General features: G+C 76.3%; 13 protein-coding genes. 9 read left to right on the top strand and 4 right to left on the bottom strand.

Translation table 11 applies throughout. The features are described from left to right. Positions 1-22: 22 nt before the first annotated feature. The gene (locus H6H00_RS30205; RefSeq protein WP_185719012.1) at positions 23-664 is read right to left on the bottom strand and encodes a TetR/AcrR family transcriptional regulator; all 642 of its coding nucleotides are present in this window, start codon (positions 662-664) and stop codon (positions 23-25) included. A gap of 72 nt (positions 665-736) precedes the next feature. Here H6H00_RS30205 and H6H00_RS30200 point away from each other — a divergent pair, with 72 nt between their 5' ends. The 4 genes from H6H00_RS30200 (at position 737) to H6H00_RS30185 (ending at position 9165) form a co-directional block, all read left to right on the top strand. Then, on the top strand, positions 737-1660 hold the full coding sequence (locus H6H00_RS30200) for an NAD(P)-dependent alcohol dehydrogenase (protein ID WP_185719011.1): 924 nt from the start codon (positions 737-739) through the stop codon (positions 1658-1660). A 61-nt stretch (positions 1661-1721) separates the two neighbouring features. Then, the gene (locus H6H00_RS30195; RefSeq protein ID WP_185719010.1) at positions 1722-2639 is read left to right on the top strand and encodes a DUF368 domain-containing protein; all 918 of its coding nucleotides are present in this window, start codon (positions 1722-1724) and stop codon (positions 2637-2639) included. After that, positions 2548-3591 carry an NAD(P)-dependent alcohol dehydrogenase gene (locus H6H00_RS30190; protein WP_185719009.1) on the top strand — a complete coding sequence of 348 codons (1044 nt, stop codon included), beginning with the start codon at positions 2548-2550 and terminating at the stop codon, positions 3589-3591. The genes H6H00_RS30195 and H6H00_RS30190 overlap by 92 nt, the downstream gene beginning before the upstream one ends. A 90-nt stretch (positions 3592-3681) precedes the next feature. After that, complete coding sequence (locus H6H00_RS30185; RefSeq protein ID WP_185719008.1) at positions 3682-9165, top strand: PDDEXK-like endonuclease domain-containing protein; 5484 nt, start codon at positions 3682-3684, stop codon at positions 9163-9165. 4 nt (positions 9166-9169) lie between these two features. On the opposite strand, the gene H6H00_RS30180 is transcribed toward H6H00_RS30185, so the two are convergent. Both H6H00_RS30180 and H6H00_RS30175 read right to left on the bottom strand, forming a co-directional pair. Then, complete coding sequence (locus tag H6H00_RS30180) at positions 9170-10285, bottom strand: NYN domain-containing protein (protein ID WP_185719007.1); 1116 nt, start codon at positions 10283-10285, stop codon at positions 9170-9172. Then, complete coding sequence (locus tag H6H00_RS30175; RefSeq protein ID WP_185719006.1) at positions 10282-10902, bottom strand: NUDIX hydrolase; 621 nt, start codon at positions 10900-10902, stop codon at positions 10282-10284. Before H6H00_RS30175 ends, H6H00_RS30180 begins: the two co-directional genes overlap by 4 nt. Before the next feature lie 68 nt (positions 10903-10970). Here H6H00_RS30175 and H6H00_RS30170 point away from each other — a divergent pair, with 68 nt between their 5' ends. The 5 genes from H6H00_RS30170 to H6H00_RS30150 all read left to right on the top strand — a co-directional run bounded on the left by H6H00_RS30170 (position 10971) and on the right by H6H00_RS30150 (position 15156). Further along, positions 10971-11705 (top strand): ARPP-1 family domain-containing protein, encoded by a 735-nt coding sequence (locus H6H00_RS30170; protein WP_185719005.1) that lies wholly within the window; start codon positions 10971-10973, stop codon positions 11703-11705. After that, entirely contained in the window at positions 11702-12643 is a 942-nt protein-coding gene (locus H6H00_RS30165) for an ADP-ribosylglycohydrolase family protein (protein WP_185719004.1), read from the top strand. The genes H6H00_RS30170 and H6H00_RS30165 overlap by 4 nt, the downstream gene beginning before the upstream one ends. A gap of 70 nt (positions 12644-12713) precedes the next feature. Beyond that, the gene (locus H6H00_RS30160) at positions 12714-13886 is read left to right on the top strand and encodes a Tm-1-like ATP-binding domain-containing protein (protein WP_185719003.1); all 1173 of its coding nucleotides are present in this window, start codon (positions 12714-12716) and stop codon (positions 13884-13886) included. After that, a complete protein-coding gene (locus H6H00_RS30155; RefSeq protein ID WP_185719002.1) occupies positions 13883-14722 on the top strand; it encodes a phosphoenolpyruvate hydrolase family protein in 840 nt (279 codons plus the stop codon). Before H6H00_RS30160 ends, H6H00_RS30155 begins: the two co-directional genes overlap by 4 nt. Beyond that, positions 14719-15156: an SRPBCC family protein gene (locus tag H6H00_RS30150; RefSeq protein WP_185719001.1), complete on the top strand. Its 438-nt coding sequence runs from the start codon at positions 14719-14721 to the stop codon at positions 15154-15156. The genes H6H00_RS30155 and H6H00_RS30150 overlap by 4 nt, the downstream gene beginning before the upstream one ends. On the opposite strand, the gene H6H00_RS30145 is transcribed toward H6H00_RS30150, so the two are convergent. Further along, positions 15144-15737, bottom strand: a complete 594-nt coding sequence (locus H6H00_RS30145; protein WP_185719000.1) for a hypothetical protein — start codon at positions 15735-15737, stop codon at positions 15144-15146. The genes H6H00_RS30150 and H6H00_RS30145 overlap by 13 nt on opposite strands. Between the last annotated feature and the right edge of the window lie 11 nt (positions 15738-15748).

Here is a 15748-nt window from a genome sequence, read left to right as displayed (position 1 = left end):
CGACCCTACGTGCCCGCGCGCCCTACGTCCCCGCCCGCGCGGCGAGTCCGTCGAGGATCAGCTCGAGGCCGTACTCGAACTCGTGGGCGTAGGCGTAGTCCCGGCCCCGCACGTGCTCGGCCACCATCTCGGCGAGGTGCGGGTAGGCGTCGACGGGCAGGTTCAGCGCCTCGACGAACTCGTCGGGGCCCTCGCCGGGCTCGAAGGGCAGGTTGACCTCGGTGAGCACGAACCCGTAGACGTAGGCGTCCAGGACGGAGTACGCGTGCGCGGCCATCGCGACGGTGAACCCGTTGCGGCGCAGGCACCCCAGCACGGCGTCGTGGTGGCGCAGCAGTGCGGGCCCGGGGTTGCGGCGCGACTCGACGAGGCCGAGCGCCCACGGATGGGCCGACAGCACGACGCGGGCGGACGCGGCGCGGTCGGCCATCGCGGGACGCCACGGGCGGTCGGGCGCGGGGAGCCCGATCTCGCCGAAGACGCGATCGGCGAGCGCGTCGAGCAGGGCGTCCTTGCCGGCGACGTGGTGGTAGAGCGACATCGCCTCGACGCCGAGCTCCCTGCCGACGTTGCGCATGCTCACGAGCGCGAGGCCGCCGCGGTCGGCGACGCGGACGGCGGCGTCGACGACGCGCTCGGGGCTCAGGGCGGGACGGGTGGGCACGGGTACCTCCTTGCGGGCTTACGACTGTAAGGCTACCGTCCGAGCACGGACTTACAGGCGTAAGGAGAAGCCATGAGGGCAGCGGTCGTCACCCGGTACGGCCCACCGGACGTCGTGCGCGTCACCGACGTGCCCGACCCCGAGCCGCGGGCGGGGGAGGTGCTCGTGCGGGTCGTCGCCACCACGGTGAACTCCGGCGACGCGCGGATCCGCGGCGCGCGCTTCCCGCGGGGGTTCGGCCCGCTCGCCCGGCTCGCGATCGGCCTCCGCAGGCCGCGGCAGCCGGTACTGGGGGTGGTGTTCTCCGGGGTGGTGGAGGTCGGCGGCGGATCGTTCCGGCCCGGCGACGAGGTCTGTGGGATGACGGGGGCGAGGCTGGGCGCGCACGCGGAGCTCGTCACGGCCAGGAAGGTCGTGCGCAAGCCCGCGGAGGTCTCGCACGAGGACGCCGCGGGCGTGCTGTTCGGCGGCACCACGGCGCTGCACCTCCTCCGGGACGTCCGCCGCGGACAGTCGGTGCTGGTCGTCGGGGCCTCGGGGGCCGTCGGCACGAACGCCGTGCAGCTGGCCGCGCACGCCGGCGCGACCGTCACCGCCGTCTGCGGCGGGGCGAACGCGGAGCTGGTGACGGGTCTGGGCGCCGCGCACGTCGTCGACCACCGGCGGACGGACCCGGCCGCGATCACCGAGCGGTTCGACGTCGTCCTCGACGCCGTCGGCACGCTGAACCCCGCCACCGGACGCCGCCTGCTCACCGACGACGGGGTGCTGGTGCTCGCCGTCGCGAGCCTGGGGGAGACCGTGCTGCCCCGCCGGAGGGTGCGCTCCGGCGTCACGCCGGAGCGGCCCGAGGACTTCACCGACCTGCTGGAGCGGGTGGCGAAGGGGGAGCTGACCGTGGTGGTCGACGAGGTGGTCGGGCTGGACGGGATCGTCGCGGCGCACCGCCGCGTCGACTCCGGGCGCAAGGTCGGGAACCTGGTGCTGCGGCCGTAGGCCGGTGACGACGGCCCCTCCCGAGGGAGGGCTCATTCCGTCATATCGGTAGTTTCGGGCAGTGTCGTCCTTCCGCTTCTCCCATGTCCTGCGCGGCGTCGCCATCGGTTCGGTCGAGGTCGTGCCCGGCGTCAGCGGGGGCACCGTCGCGCTCGTCGTGGGCGTCTACGAGCGGCTGATCTCCGCCGCGTCGCACCTGGTGTCGGCGGCCCGGGCGACCACCGACGTGCCGCGGGGGCTCGGCTGGGCGCGGGCCCGGGCCGAGGTGGCCCGCGTCGAGTGGCCGCTGGTGCTCGCCGTGCTGTCCGGGATGGTGCTGGCGGTACTGGTGGCCGCGCGCCTGCTGCCCCCGCTGATCGAGGCGCACCCGGTGGGCACCTCCGCCCTGTTCTTCGGCATGGTCGCCGCCTCGGTCGCGGTGCCGCTGCTGGACCTCGGGGGCCTGCGCGGGGTGCGGGAGTGGGTGCTGCTCGTCGTCGCCGCGGTGGGGACGGCGCTGATCACCGGGCTCCCGCCGGGCGACCTGGACGACCCGTCGCTGTGGCTGGTCGCGCCCGCGGCGGCGGTGGCGGTCTGCGCGCTGGTCCTGCCGGGCCTGTCGGGGTCGTTCCTGCTGCTCGCGGTGGGCCTCTACGAGCCGACGCTGCGGGCCGTCGACCGGGACCTCGCCTACGTCGGCACGTTCCTGCTCGGGGCGGTCCTCGGTCTCGCGTTCTTCGTCGAGGCTGGCCCGCGATGCTCGGCGTCGCGGTGCTGGGGGCCGCCGCGGTGGCCGTCCTGGTGGCCGTCCAGCTGCGGACGCAGCCGTCGCGGGAGGAGCGCGTCCGGGACGCGTGACGGTCGCGACAGTTCGGTTGTGCACGACACGATCCGGGGACCCCGGAACCATGAGCATCACCGTCAACGCCTACGCCACCCCCGCCGCCAAGGCCCCGTTCGAGAAGACGACCATCGAGCGCCGGGACCTGAAGCCGGGTGACGTGCTGATCGACATCAAGTTCGCCGGCATCTGCCACTCCGACATCCACACCGCCCGCGACGAGTGGGGCGAGGGCACCTACCCGCTCGTCCCGGGCCACGAGATCGCCGGGATCGTCTCCGAGGTCGGCTCCGAGGTCACGAAGTACCGGGTGGGCGACCGCGTCGGCGTCGGCTGCATGGTCGACTCCTGCCGCGAGTGCGTGAACTGCCGGGCGGGCGAGGAGCAGTACTGCCTGAAGGGCAACGTCGGCACCTACGGCGGGGTCCTCGACGGCAGGCCCACCGACGGCGGCTACTCCGAGAAGATCGTCGTCGACGAGAACTACGTGCTCGGCATCCCCGAGGGCGTCGGGCTCGACGAGGCCGCGCCGCTGCTGTGCGCCGGCATCACCCTGTACTCGCCGCTCAAGCACTGGGGCGCGGGCCCGGGCAAGAAGGTGGCGATCGTCGGTCTCGGCGGGCTCGGCCACATGGGCGTCAAGATCGCGGCCGCGCTCGGCGCCGAGGTCACGGTGCTGTCGCAGACGCTGTCGAAGGAGGAGGACGGCCGGAAGTTCGGTGCGCAGCACTACTACGCCACCTCCGACGACGCCACGTTCGAGCAGCTCGCGGGCTCGTTCGACCTGATCGTCAACACCGTGTCCGCGCCGCTGCCGATGGAGAAGTACCTGTCGCTGCTGGGCCTCAACGGCACCCTGGTCAACGTGGGCGCGCCCGCCGAGCCGCTCGAGGTCCCCGCGTTCGCGCTGATCCCGATGCGCCGCAGCTGGGCCGGCTCGATGATCGGTGGCATCCGCGAGACCCAGGAGATGCTCGACTTCTGCGCCGAGCACGGCCTGGGCGCCGAGATCGAGGTCATCGACGCCTCGCGCATCGACGAGGCCTACGACCGGGTCGTCGACAGCGACGTGCGGTACCGCTTCGTGATCGACGCGGCCACCTTCGCCTGAGATCCGGCCGTAACCCGCGACGCCTGTCACCCGTTGGGGTGATAGTCGATCGCGTCGCGTGATCGTGCCGCGGCGAACGGGGGAGTGGCGATGCAGCCGGAGCGGGATGCGCAGGTGCGCGACCAGGTGGTCCGCCTGGTCGGTGTGCTGCGCGCGCTCGCCCCGCCCGCGCGCCTCCCCGTCCGCCACGTCGACGCGCACGACGCCGTCCTCTGGCTGGAGGACCTGCGCTGCCCGGTCGGGAACGGCCCCGAGGTGCTCCGGCTGCGACGCTCCGTCGCGGAGCCGGAGCCCTCGGCGCCGGCCGCGGTCGCGGGCTGGCTCGGCCCGGCGGGCGACGACCTCGAGCCGCCCGTCCTGCACGACCGCGGGCCGCTGCACGGCCAGCACGCCTACCTCGTCGACGCCCCCGGCGTCCGCGACGCGTTCGACGCCTGGATGGCGGTCCGGCGCCCGTGGGCGCACCGCGAGCGGGCCCGCCGCGCCCAGGAGGAGCTGGTCGCCCGCGTCGGCGAGCTGGCCCGGCTCGCCGCCCTGCCCGGCCGGGAGCTGGTGCTCGGCGCGGGCCTGCTGCACCTGCCCGCGTCCGGCACCCACGTCCACGTGCTCGGCCAGCCCGTGGCCGTCCGGACCGACCCGGCGACCGGGGACCTCGTCTGCACCGTCACCGGACCGCTGCGGTGGGAGGACGACCGCACGCCCGCCCCGCGCGAGCCGGGCCCGTTCGCGCTCGCCCCGGACGTCGTCGACCTGCTCGGCGGCTGGGCCGGGCCCCCCTGCACCCTCGACCCGGGCTGGACCCGCCCGACCGGTCCGTCCCCGGTGCTGGCCGTCGCCCCGGCGCTGCTCGTGCGGCGCACCGGCGCGGTGGCGCTGCACCGCTGCTGGGACGAGGTCGACCGCAGCGTCCGCGACGTCCGCCGGCCCGTGCCGCTCGGGCTCGCCCAGCTCGTGCGGGCCGTCGCCCCGGCCGAGCGCGCGGCCTGGCTGCAGCGCAGCGGGGCCGCGGCCGTCCTCGACGAACCGCTGCTCCCGTTCGCCGCCACCGAGGACCAGTCCCGGGTCGTCGCCGCGCTCGGTGCCGACACCGGTGTCGTCGTCGAGGGCCCGCCCGGCACCGGCAAGACCCACACCGTCGCCGCCCTGCTCGGCGCACTCCTCGCCGACGGGAAGCGCGTGCTGGTCACCAGCGGCGACGCCGGGTCGCTGCGCGTGCTGCGCGACCGCCTGCCCGAGGGGCTGCGCGACCTGTGCGTCGGGCTCGACGACGCCGACGGGGGCGGCGTCGCCCGCGTGGCCCGCGAGCGCACCGAGTTCGACCCCGCCCGCGCCGACCGCCGCATCGCCGACCTCACCGCCCGCCGCGCCGACGCCGCCCGCACCCGCGACGAGGTGGCGACCCGGATCGGGCTGCTGCGCGAGGCCGAGGCACGCGTCTACCCCGAGATCGCGCCCGGCTTCGGCGGCACTCCCGCGCAGGTCGCCCGCACCCTGCTCAGCACGGCCGAGCGCGACGGCTGGGTGCCCGGGGCGGTGCACGGCCAGCCGCCCGTCGACGACGCCGAGTTCGCCGAGCTGCTCGACCTGCTGCGCGAGCAGACCCCGCGCCACCGCGAGCGCCGCCACCGCCTGCCGGTGCCCGCCCCGCTGTCGCCGGAGGGCTTCGCCCGGCTCGCGGGCGCGGTCGACCGGGGCCCGTTCGTGCACCCCGGCCCGGACGACGAGCTCGTCGTGGCGCTCGGCGAGCTCCCGCCCGAGGCGCTGACCGCGCTGGAGGCGCTGGCCGGCGAGATCGCCGAGTCCGCCGCCGCGCTGCGGGCCCTGCCCGACCCCACCGGCTGGACCCGCACGACCGCCGACGCCCTGCTGGCGTCGGGGCCGTCCCGGACCTGGCACGAGGCGCTGGCCGAGCTCGACGCCGTCGACGCCGCGGTGGAGCACGCGCGGCGGGTCGCCGCCCCCGTCGAGGTGGCCCCCGACGTCGACGAACCCGCCGCCGCGCACGCCCTGGAGCGCCTGGCCGAGCACCTGGGCCAGGGCGCGGCGCTCAAGCGCGTGTTCCGCAGCGCCGAGCAGCGCGCGGTGGAGCGGCTCGGCACCGCCGTCCTCGTCGACGGGGTCCCGCCGCGCACCCGGGCCGCCGCCGTCACCGCCGTGCACCACCTCGCCGTCCGCCGGATCGCCCACCGCGTCGACGCGGCGTTCGCCCCGCTGCGGACCGGCATCCCCGACGGGCCGCACTCCGTCGACGCCCTGCTCGACCTGCGCCGGGCCTGCGGGGTGGTCGAGCGGCTGCACGCCGTCGTCGGCGCGGTGGGCCGGGTGCTCGTGGAGCTGCCGCCGCCCGCGCGCCCGGCGCTGGGTTCCGTCGCCGACCTGGAGCGGGTGGGCTGCCTCGCCGCGCTCGCCCGCGCGCACCGGGCGGCGCGGCTGGCCCGGGCCGAGGTCGACGCGGCCGTGGCGCTGGTGGAGGCCGTGCCGCCCGCGCAGCGGATGCCCGAGCACGCCCCGCTGCTCGACGCCCTGCGCGCCCTCGACCCCGCCGGGTACACCGCGGCCGGCCACGCGCTCGACACCGCCCGCCGGGAGCACCGCGCGCAGACCCGGGCCGACGAGCTGCTCGACCGGGTCCGCGGCGCGGCGCCGGAGCTGGCCGCGCAGCTGGCCGCGGGGTTCGCCCCCGACCCGCAGCGGTGGGGTCCCGCGTGGGCGCGGGCCCGGGCCGTCGCGTGGATGGCCCAGCAGCCCGCGGCCACCGCAGGCGCGGCGGCGGACGCGGAGCTGGCCGTCGCGACCGGGGTGCTGCGGTCGCTGACCAGCGAGCTCGGCGTCGCCCGCGCCTGGCGCGCGTGCCTGACGCGGATCGACACCACGCAGGCCCAGGCCCTGCAGGCCTACCGGCACGCCGTCACGCAGGCCCGGGCCGGCACGGGTGAGGCCGCGGAGGCGCTGCGCCGCAGCGCCCGCGACGCGATGGCGGTCGCGCTGTCGGCGGTGCCCGCGTGGGTGCTGCCGGTCCCGGCCCTGCTGGAGACGCTCGCGCACCGGCCCGACTCGTTCGACGTCGTGATCGTCGACGAGGCCACGCGGCTCGACCCCTCCTGCGCGTTCCTGCTGTGGCTCGCCCCGCGCGTCGTGGTGGTCGGGGACGACGGGCAGTGCGTCCCGCCCGCGGCGCCCGCGCCCCCGCTCGTCGAGACGGCCCTGCCGGACGTGCCCGGGTACCTGCGTGCCGCCCTCGGCCCCGGCAGCAGCCTGTTCTCCGTGCTGCGCACCCGGTTCGGGCCGGTCGTGCGGCTGCGCGACCAGTTCCGCGGGCTGCCCGCGATCACCGACTGGTCGCCCGACCCCGGCCGCGACGACCCGCCCGCCCCGCTGCGCCGCGCCGTCGCCGACGGGACGCCTGCGCTGCGCAGCACGTTCGTGCGCGGTGACGAGGTGCAGGCCGTCGTCGAGGCCGTGGCCGCCTGCGTGGCCGAGCACCCGGACCGCAGCGTCGGGGTGGTGGTGCCGGGCGACGACCCCGGGTTCGGCCCGGCGGTCGCGGACCGCCTCGCCCCGGCGGTGCGGGCGCGGGTGCGCGTGGGTACGCCGGAGGACTTCCGCGGCGACGAGCGCGACGCCGTCGTGCTGCCGCTGCACCCGGCGTCGGCCCAGGACTACGCGCTCGCGGTGTCCCGGGCCCGCGACCGGCTCTGGCTCGTGCACACCGTCCGCGCGGCGGACCTCCCGCCCGGCGACGTCCGCCGCTCCCTGCTGGAGCACGTGCTGGCCGGGGCCGACGACCTGCCCCCGGTGCCGTCCGGGGTCCGCGCCGACCGCCGCGACGACCGCTTCGACTCCCTGTTCGAGCAGGCCGTGTTCCTCGACCTCGTCGGGCGGGGGTTCCACGTCCTGCCGCAGGTGACGGTCAACGGGCGCCGGATCGACCTCGTCGTGACGGGGGCCGGCGGCACGGTCGCGGTGGAGTGCGACGGCGAGGCGTTCCACACGACCCCCGAGCAGCGCGCCGCCGACCTGGCCCGCGAGCAGGAGCTGACGGGGTGCGGCTGGACGTTCGTCCGCGTCCGCGAGTCGGTGCACCTGCTCGACCCCGACGCCGCGCTGGCCCCCGTGTGGGCCGCGCTGGAGGAGCGGGGGATCGCGCCGCTCGGGGAGGTCGTCGACGGGGTGTGGACGCCGCGGCCGGTGGAGACGGAGGTGCTGGAGGTGGTGGCGGCGCCCCGGCCCCCGGTCGACGCGGTCGCGACGGCCGAGCTGCCCGCCCCCGGACCCGCTCCGGAGCCGCAGACGGCCGCGATGGCGGTCCCCTCCACGACCGCGTCGCCGGTGGCCCGCCCGCCGGTCGCCGTCCCCCCGCCCGCCCCGCCGGTGCTCCCCGGGCCGGAGGTCCCCGCCGTTCCCGTCTCGGCGCCCGGCGTGCGCGACGCGGCGACCGTCCGCGTCCCCGTGCACCACGCGGCCGCACCCGACGCCGGGTGGCCCGAACCGGACGTCACCGTGCGGATGCCCGGGCCGCGCGTCTCGGCGGACGGGGCGGAGCCGCGCCCGAGCGGCCGGCACGCCCTGCGCGAGGTCCCGGCTCGCGAGGTCCCGGCTCGCGAGGCTCCGGCTGCGGCCGGGCAGGTCGACGCCGTGGAGGAGCTGTTCGGGGTGGGCGAGGCCGACCTGGAGCGGTCGGCGGGGGCCGCGGTGTCGGGTGCGGGGTCCGGCTCTGTTCCGGTCGGTCCGTCGGTGGCCGAGCCGTCGGTGGCCGAGCCGTCGGTGGCCGAGCCCTCGGTCGTCGAACCGTCGGTGGTCGAGCCGCCGGTGATCGAGCCGCCCGGCGTTCGGTCGCCGGTCGGTCCGCCGCCGCCCGCGCCGCAGGTGGTCGACCCGCCGCCGGTCGGGTCGCCGGTCGTCGGGTCGGGGGAGCCGTCGTTCGTCGGTCCCGGGGAGGTGCTTCCGGTGTCCGGTCCGCGTTCCGCGGAGCAGCCTCCCGGTGAGCCGTCGCCCGTCGGGGGCGACGTCGTCGAGCCGATGACGGCCGGGTCGTGGTCGGCGTGGGAGACACCGCCGGTGGAGCGCGAGCCCGTCGAGATCCACCCCGCCGGGCCGGGACCGGACCGGCCGGTCGACCTGTTCGCCGAGCCGCCGTCGCGTCCCGGGCCGGACCCCGTCGACCTGTCCGCCGAGCCTCCGCACCGGTACCGGCCGGTGGAGGGGGTCGAGCCGGCGGAGCTGTTCGCCGAGACCCCCGCCCGTCCGCGCACCCCCGATCCGGAGTCCCGGCCGCACCGCGCCGAGCCGGAGGAGCCCCGACCCGCGGCTCCCACCGCGGCCCAGCGGGCCGCGCTGCTCGACGTCGCGCGGAGCCGGCCCCTGACCGTCGCCGCCGTGCGGAACCTGCTCGGCGTCGGACCGGACGTCGCGCTGCACCTGCTCGGCACCCTCACCGGGGAGGGCGCGCTGGAGCAGCGCGGCGCGGACCGCACGACCCACTGGGTGCCGGCGCCGCGCGAGGACCTCGTCGCGGAGTTCCAGCGGCGCCGGGCCGACCTGCGGCGCCGGTCGCGGCTGTCCTCGGCGGGGTAGCCGGCTAGAACTCGTCGGGGACGCGGAGCAGGTAGTCGCCCGTGTCCTCGTCCCAGTCCATCGCGAGCAGACCGCGGGCACGGGCGGCCTTGGCGAAGGACAGGAACGTGTTGAAGCCGTAGCGCTTCTCGCTGAACCCGGGCTCGCGCTTGCGGAGCTGGTCCTTGAGCCCGCTGAGCTGCGGGCGGAAGCGCGGCCCCTGCAACCCGCGGACGACCTCGACGAGCAGCCGGAACGCGTCGTCGTCGGCGGAGGCGTCCTGCGGGAAGGTGACCTCGGGGTCGCCCTGCGCCGATCCCTTCCGCAGCTCGACGACGCCCGCGGACTCCAGGTGCCGCAGCAGCTCGCCGAAGCTGCGGAAGCCGTGGTCGGCCTCGTCGAAGGTCGGGTCCTTGCGCAGGATCGCGCGCTTGAGCCGCGAGGCGAGGACCACCCCGTCGGCGTGGCGCTGCAGCCCGGCGAGGGTGGTGGTGACGATCGGGCCGACCTCGCGCTCCTCCGCCGGTGCGGCGGGCTCGTCCACGGCCTCCTCCGCGTCGACGACGGGCTCGACCACCGGCTCGGACGCCGCCGGTGCGGGGGTCGACGCCGCCGCGGGGCGTCCACCGCGCCGCGCCGGACGCCGGGGCGCCTGCGAGGGCTCGACGCCGGGCAGCCGGTCGTAGAACAGGAACTCGTCGCAGGCCGGGGGCAGCAGCGCCGACGTCGACGACTCGACGCCGATCCCGATCACGCGCTTGTCGAGCTCGCGGAGCTTGTGCACGAGCGGGGTGAAGTCGGAGTCGCCGGTGCAGATCGCGAACGTCGTGACGAAGCTGCGCTCGAAGGCCATCTCGATCGCGTCGACGACCATCTTGATGTCGGCCGCGTTCTTCCGCGACGCGCCGAGCCGCTGCGGGATCTCGATGAGCTCGACCTGGGCGCGGGCGAGCAGGCGGCGGTCCTCGTCGAAGTAGGACCAGTCGGCGTACGCCCGGCGCGCGACGACCCGCCCCCGCTCTGCCAGTGCGTCGGCGATGGGACCGAAGTCGAACGGCATGACGCCGAGCCCGTCGCGGGCGCCGATGGCGAGGTTCTCGTAGTCGAGGAACAGCGCGATGCGCTCGTCGTCGTTGATCATGGGGTCTCCTGGGGCGCGCGGCGGAAGACGCGAGCGGGTTTGCCGACCGTGCCGCGGCTCAGTGTGCCCGTGTCGATCAGGTGCTCCTGCATCCGGCGCCGGAACGCGTCCTTGGGCAGCGGCCCGCCGTGCACCGCCTCGTGCAGCCGCTGCAGCTCCAGGAGCGTGAACTCCTCGTCGAGCAGGCCGCGGGGGTCGGGCCGGTCGCGGTGCGCGGCGCGGGCCCAGGCGACGGCGGCGTCGACGATCGCGGCGTGGTCGAAGGCGAGCGGCGGCAGGGCGTCGACGGGGGTGAGGGCGCCGGTCAGGCGGTCGGCGGGCACCAGGTCGACGTGTGCGACGGAGAGCACGCGGCCGCGGTCGTCGCGCGCGGGATCGTCGAACACGGCCAGCTGACGGGGCTCCTCACCGCTGACGCCGGCCTTCTCGCGCAGCACGCGCAGCGCGGCGTCGCGCAGGGTCTCCTCGATGCGCAGGAACGTGCCGGGCAGCGCGCGGCCCTCGTGCAGCAGGACGCACAGGCGGTCGTCGGCGACGGTCAGCAGGGCGACGTCGACGGCCACCGAGGGGTGCGGGTAGTCGGCCAGGGTGCGGCCGGTGGGGTCGCGCCAGGTCATGCTCGACAAGTTAGCGCACCTGTGCTCTTATTAGTTAGCGCTAGATCGCGCTAATGAAGGAGGTCGGCATGGACGTCCACGTGGGCAACCCGGTCGTGCGGGGCGCGCTGACGCTGTTCCCCGTGTTCAACGGCGTCGCGGTGGCCGACGCGGGGTACGCGCTCGGCGGGGTGCTCGTCGCGGAGCGGGCGGACGCGGTGGTGGGGGAGCTGCTCGTCCACAACGGCGGGGAGCGGGCCGCGCTGGTGCTGGAGGGGGAGCTGCTGGCGGGGGGTCGGCAGGACCGGGTGGCGGCGCGGTCGGTGCTCGTCGAGCCGGGGGCGACCGTCGCGCTGCCGGTGCGGTGCGTCGAGCAGGCGCGCTGGTCCGGGGCGGGGGTCCACTCGCGCGACGGTCGGCGGGCGCCGCTCGCGGTCCGGACGGCGAAGGGGCAGCGGGAGGTGTGGGAGCGCGTGGCGGTCTACGGCGACGGCGACTCGTTGTTCGACACCGTCCGCCACCTCGACGACGCGGCGTCCGCGCTGGTCAGCGGGCTCTCGCCGCTGCCGTTCCAGAGCGGGGTGCTCGTCGGGATCGCCGGGCGCCCGGTCCTGCTGGAGGTGTTCGACGCCCCGTCGACGCTCGCCGCCGTCTGGGACGGGCTGCTGCACGCCGCCGCCCTCGACGCGCTCGGGCGGCGCCCGGTGCCGACGCTGGGCCGGCACGCGCGGCGGTTCGTGCGGGACCTCGGCCCGCGGGTGTCGGTGCTGCGCTGGCACGGTCGGGACGTGCACACGGTGGCGATCAACGAGTGGGCGGCATGACGGCCGACCGGAGGGCGGGCGTGCTGCTCGGCGCGGCCTGCGGCGACGCGCTCGGCGTGCCGTACGAGGCGGGGGTCCGCGCGCTGGGGGAGCGGGCCGAGATGCTCGGCGGCGGGCTCGGGAACTACGCGCCGGGGCAGTGGAGCGACGACACCGAGATGGCGTGCGTGATCGCGCGGGTGGACCTGCGCTCCGAGGACGCGCTCGACGCCGTCGCCCACGGCTTCCTGGCCTGGCACGCGGCCGGGCCCGCCGACGTGGGGCTGCAGACCGCCGCCGTCCTCGGACCGCTGCACGGCATCCCGCGGCGCGGGGCGGCCGCCCGGCTGCGGGAGCGCGCGGCGCAGGTGCACGCCGAGACCGGGCGCAGCGCCGGCAACGGGTCGCTGATGCGGACGGCACCGGTCGCGCTGGCCGCGGACGGCGTGGCCGACGCCGCGCGGGCGGTCTCCGCGCTGACCCACCACGACCCGCAGGCCGGGGACGCCTGCGTGCTGTGGTGCCTGGCGATCGCCCACGCCGTGCGCACCGGTTCGCTCGACGTCCGGGTCGGGCTGCCGCACGTCGACCCCGCGTGGGCGGACCGGCTCGACGAGGCGGAGCGCTCCGACCCGTCGGCGTTCGCCGCGTCGAACGGGTGGGTGGTGGCGGCGCTGCAGGGGGCGTGGTCGGCGATCGTGCACACCGACGGCCTGGTCGACGGGCTGCAGGCCGCGGTGCGCGGGGGCGGCGACACCGACACCGTCGCCGCGATCGCCGGGGCGCTGCTCGGGGCGCGGTACGGGGCGTCGGCGGTGCCGGGGGAGTGGCGGCGGATGCTGCACGGGTGGCCGGGGCTGACCGGCGAGGACCTGGTGGGGCTCGGCGCGCGTTCGGCCCCGGCGGCCACCGCGCAGACCGCCGAGCGGCGCGCAGACCGCCGGCGGTCTGCGTGGTGACCACGGGGTCTGCGCGGTGGTCGCCGGTCCGCGGTGTCGCTGCGGCGGTGACTGCACTACAACTGGTCCGGTGATCGCCTACGTCGTCGGCACGCTCGACACCAAGGGGCCCGAGCTGGCCCACGTCGCGGGACTGCTGCGGGCCGCGGGGGTGTCTGCGCGGGTCGTCGACGTCTCCACGGGCGGCGGCGAGCACGGGGGTGACGTCACCGCCACCGAGGTCGCCGCCCACCACCCCGACGGGGCGGACGCGGTGTTCACCGGCGACCGCGGGACCGCCGTCACCGCGATGGCGCTGGCGTTCGAGCGCTGGCTCGGCACCCGCGACGACGTCGGCGGGGTGCTCGGGCTCGGCGGGTCCGGCGGCACCGCGCTCGTCACCCCGGCGCTGCGGGCGCTGCCCGTCGGCGTCCCGAAGATCATGGTGTCGACGGTGGCGTCGGGCGACGTCGCGCCGTACGTGGGGGCGTCGGACATCGCGATGCTGCACTCCGTCACCGACGTCGCCGGGCTCAACCGCATCTCCCGCCGCGTCCTCGCCAACGCCGCGCACGCCCTCGCCGGGATGCTCACCCACGAGGTCCCCGCCGCCGACGACCGCCCGGCCGTCGCGCTGACGATGTTCGGCGTCACCACGGCGTGCGTCACGCAGGTCCGCGAGCGCCTGGGCGACGACGTCGACGCGCTCGTCTTCCACGCCACCGGCACCGGCGGGAGGGCGATGGAGAAGCTCGTCGACGACGGCCTGGTCACCGGCGTGCTCGACCTGACCACAACCGAGGTCGCCGACCTGATCGTCGGCGGCGTCATGGCCGCGGGAGAGGACCGCCTCGACGCCGTCGCGCGCACCGGCGTGCCGTATGTGGGATCGTGCGGGGCACTGGACATGGTCAACTTCGGGGCCGACGTGCCCGCGCGGTTCGACGGGAGGCTGCTCTACGTGCACAACGCGCAGGTCACGCTCATGCGGACGACCGCGGCCGAGAACGTCGCCATCGGGGAGTTCCTGGCCCGCAAGCTCAACGCCACGACCGGGCCCGCGGTCTTCCTGCTGCCCACCGGCGGGGTCTCGGCCCTCGACGCGCCCGGTCTGCCGTTCCACGACCCCGAGGCCGACGAGGCGCTGTTCGCCGCGCTCGAGAAGGACACCCGGCCGGGGATCGTGCGGCGGGTGCCGCACCACGTCAACGACCCCGGCTTCGCCGACGCCGTGCTGGCCGCGTGGCAGGAGGTGACCGCATGAGGTTCCGGCGCCAGGAGCTCGTCGAGCGATTCGCCGACATGGCCGCGCGCGGCGAGCCGATCGTCGGCGGCGGGGCGGGGACGGGCCTGTCGGCCAAGTGCGAGGAGGCCGGCGGGATCGACCTCATCGTCATCTACAACTCGGGCCGCTACCGGATGGCCGGGCGCGGGTCGCTGGCCGGGCTGCTCGCCTACGGCAACGCCAACGACATCGTCGTCGAGATGGCCGCGGAGGTGCTGCCGGTCGTCACGCACACGCCGGTGCTCGCGGGCGTCAACGGGACCGATCCGTTCCTGCTCACCGACCGCTTCCTGCGCGAGCTCGCCGACCTCGGCTTCGCGGGCGTCCAGAACTTCCCGACCGTCGGCCTGATCGACGGCGTCTTCCGGGCCAACCTGGAGGAGACCGGGATGGGCTTCGGGCTGGAGGTCGACATGATCGCCGCCGCGCACGCCGCCGACCTGCTCACCACCCCCTACGTCTTCTCCGCCGACGACGCCCGCGTCATGACCCGCGCCGGGGCCGACCTGGTCGTCTGCCACATGGGCCTGACGACGGGCGGCGCGATCGGGGCGGGCACGGCGAAGTCGCTGGACGACTGCGTGGAGCTGATCGACGAGTGGTCGGCGGCCGCGCGGGAGGTGCGCGACGACGTGCTCGTGCTCTGCCACGGCGGCCCGATCTCCTCGCCCGACGACGCCGCGCACGTCCTGCAGCGCACCCGGTACTGCCACGGCTTCTACGGGGCGTCGTCGATGGAGCGGCTGCCCACCGAGACCGCACTGACCGCGCAGACCCGCGCGTTCAAGACCCGTCTGAAGGGAATCACCTCGTGACCCGTGCCTTCGCCAGCGCCGTGATCGCCGCCCCCGCCGAGGAGGTGTGGACCGTCGTCCGCGACTTCGACGGCCTTGCCGCCTGGATGCCCGCCATCGCCGCCAGCTCCCTCGACTCGAGGGCCTCGGCCGCGGAGGTCGGTGCGGTGCGCCGGCTGACGCTGGGCGACGGCGGCACCGTCGTCGAGCGCCTGCTCGTCCTCGACGACCTCGCCCGCAGCCAGACCTACGAGATCCTCGAGAGCCCGTTCCCGGTGCGCCGCTACGTCGCGACGGTGCGGGTGGCCCCGGTCACCGACACCGGGCACGCGTTCGTGGAGTGGTGGACCGACTTCGACTCCGAGGCCGCCGACGCGCCCGAGCTGGTGACGCTGTTCGCCGACGGCGTGTTCGGGGCCGGGATGGCCGCGCTGCAGCAGCGCTACGCGGGCTGATCGGGCTCGGGCTCCGGGCGGGCCGGGCGCCACGGCAGCACGTACCCGTCCCGCAGCACGCCGTCCCAGCCGATGAACGACTCGACCACGCCGTCGAGCACGACCGGGTCGTGCTCGGTGCGCGTGCCCAGGGCCAGCGCGTAGAGCAGGTACACGTACACGCCGTGCGCCTGCTTGCCCTTCTCGCCGGAGTTGTCGCCCAGCTCGGCGAGCACGGAGGGCATCGCCCGCGACACCAGGATCGAGATCCCGTCGGGGCCCTGCGCCGACAGCTCGTGCGCCCCGTCGACGATCCGGGTGCGCGCCGCCGTGATCGTGTCGGTGACGGCGGGCTCCCGCTTCGGGAGGAACGTGCGCGAGGTGTCGACCGCGGTGAACATCGTGGAGACCAGCGTGCCGGCGTGCGACTCGTCGTACTCGGCCTCGGGGTTCGCGATCTGCGGGTTCTGCGGGGAGAACAGCCAGTCGACGACCGCGTCGAGCAGGGTGATCTCCAGCGCGGGCACCTGGTCGGAGGTCAGCGAGTGCAGCCCCCGGATGACGTCGTCCATCCAGCCGAGATCGAACCTGGGTTCGGTCATCGTCGTCCTCC

Origin of the sequence: Pseudonocardia petroleophila, assembly GCF_014235185.1 — a bacterium.
GTDB classification, from domain to species: Bacteria; Actinomycetota; Actinomycetes; order Mycobacteriales; family Pseudonocardiaceae; genus Pseudonocardia; species Pseudonocardia petroleophila.
This window is presented reverse-complemented; position numbering and strand designations above follow the sequence as displayed.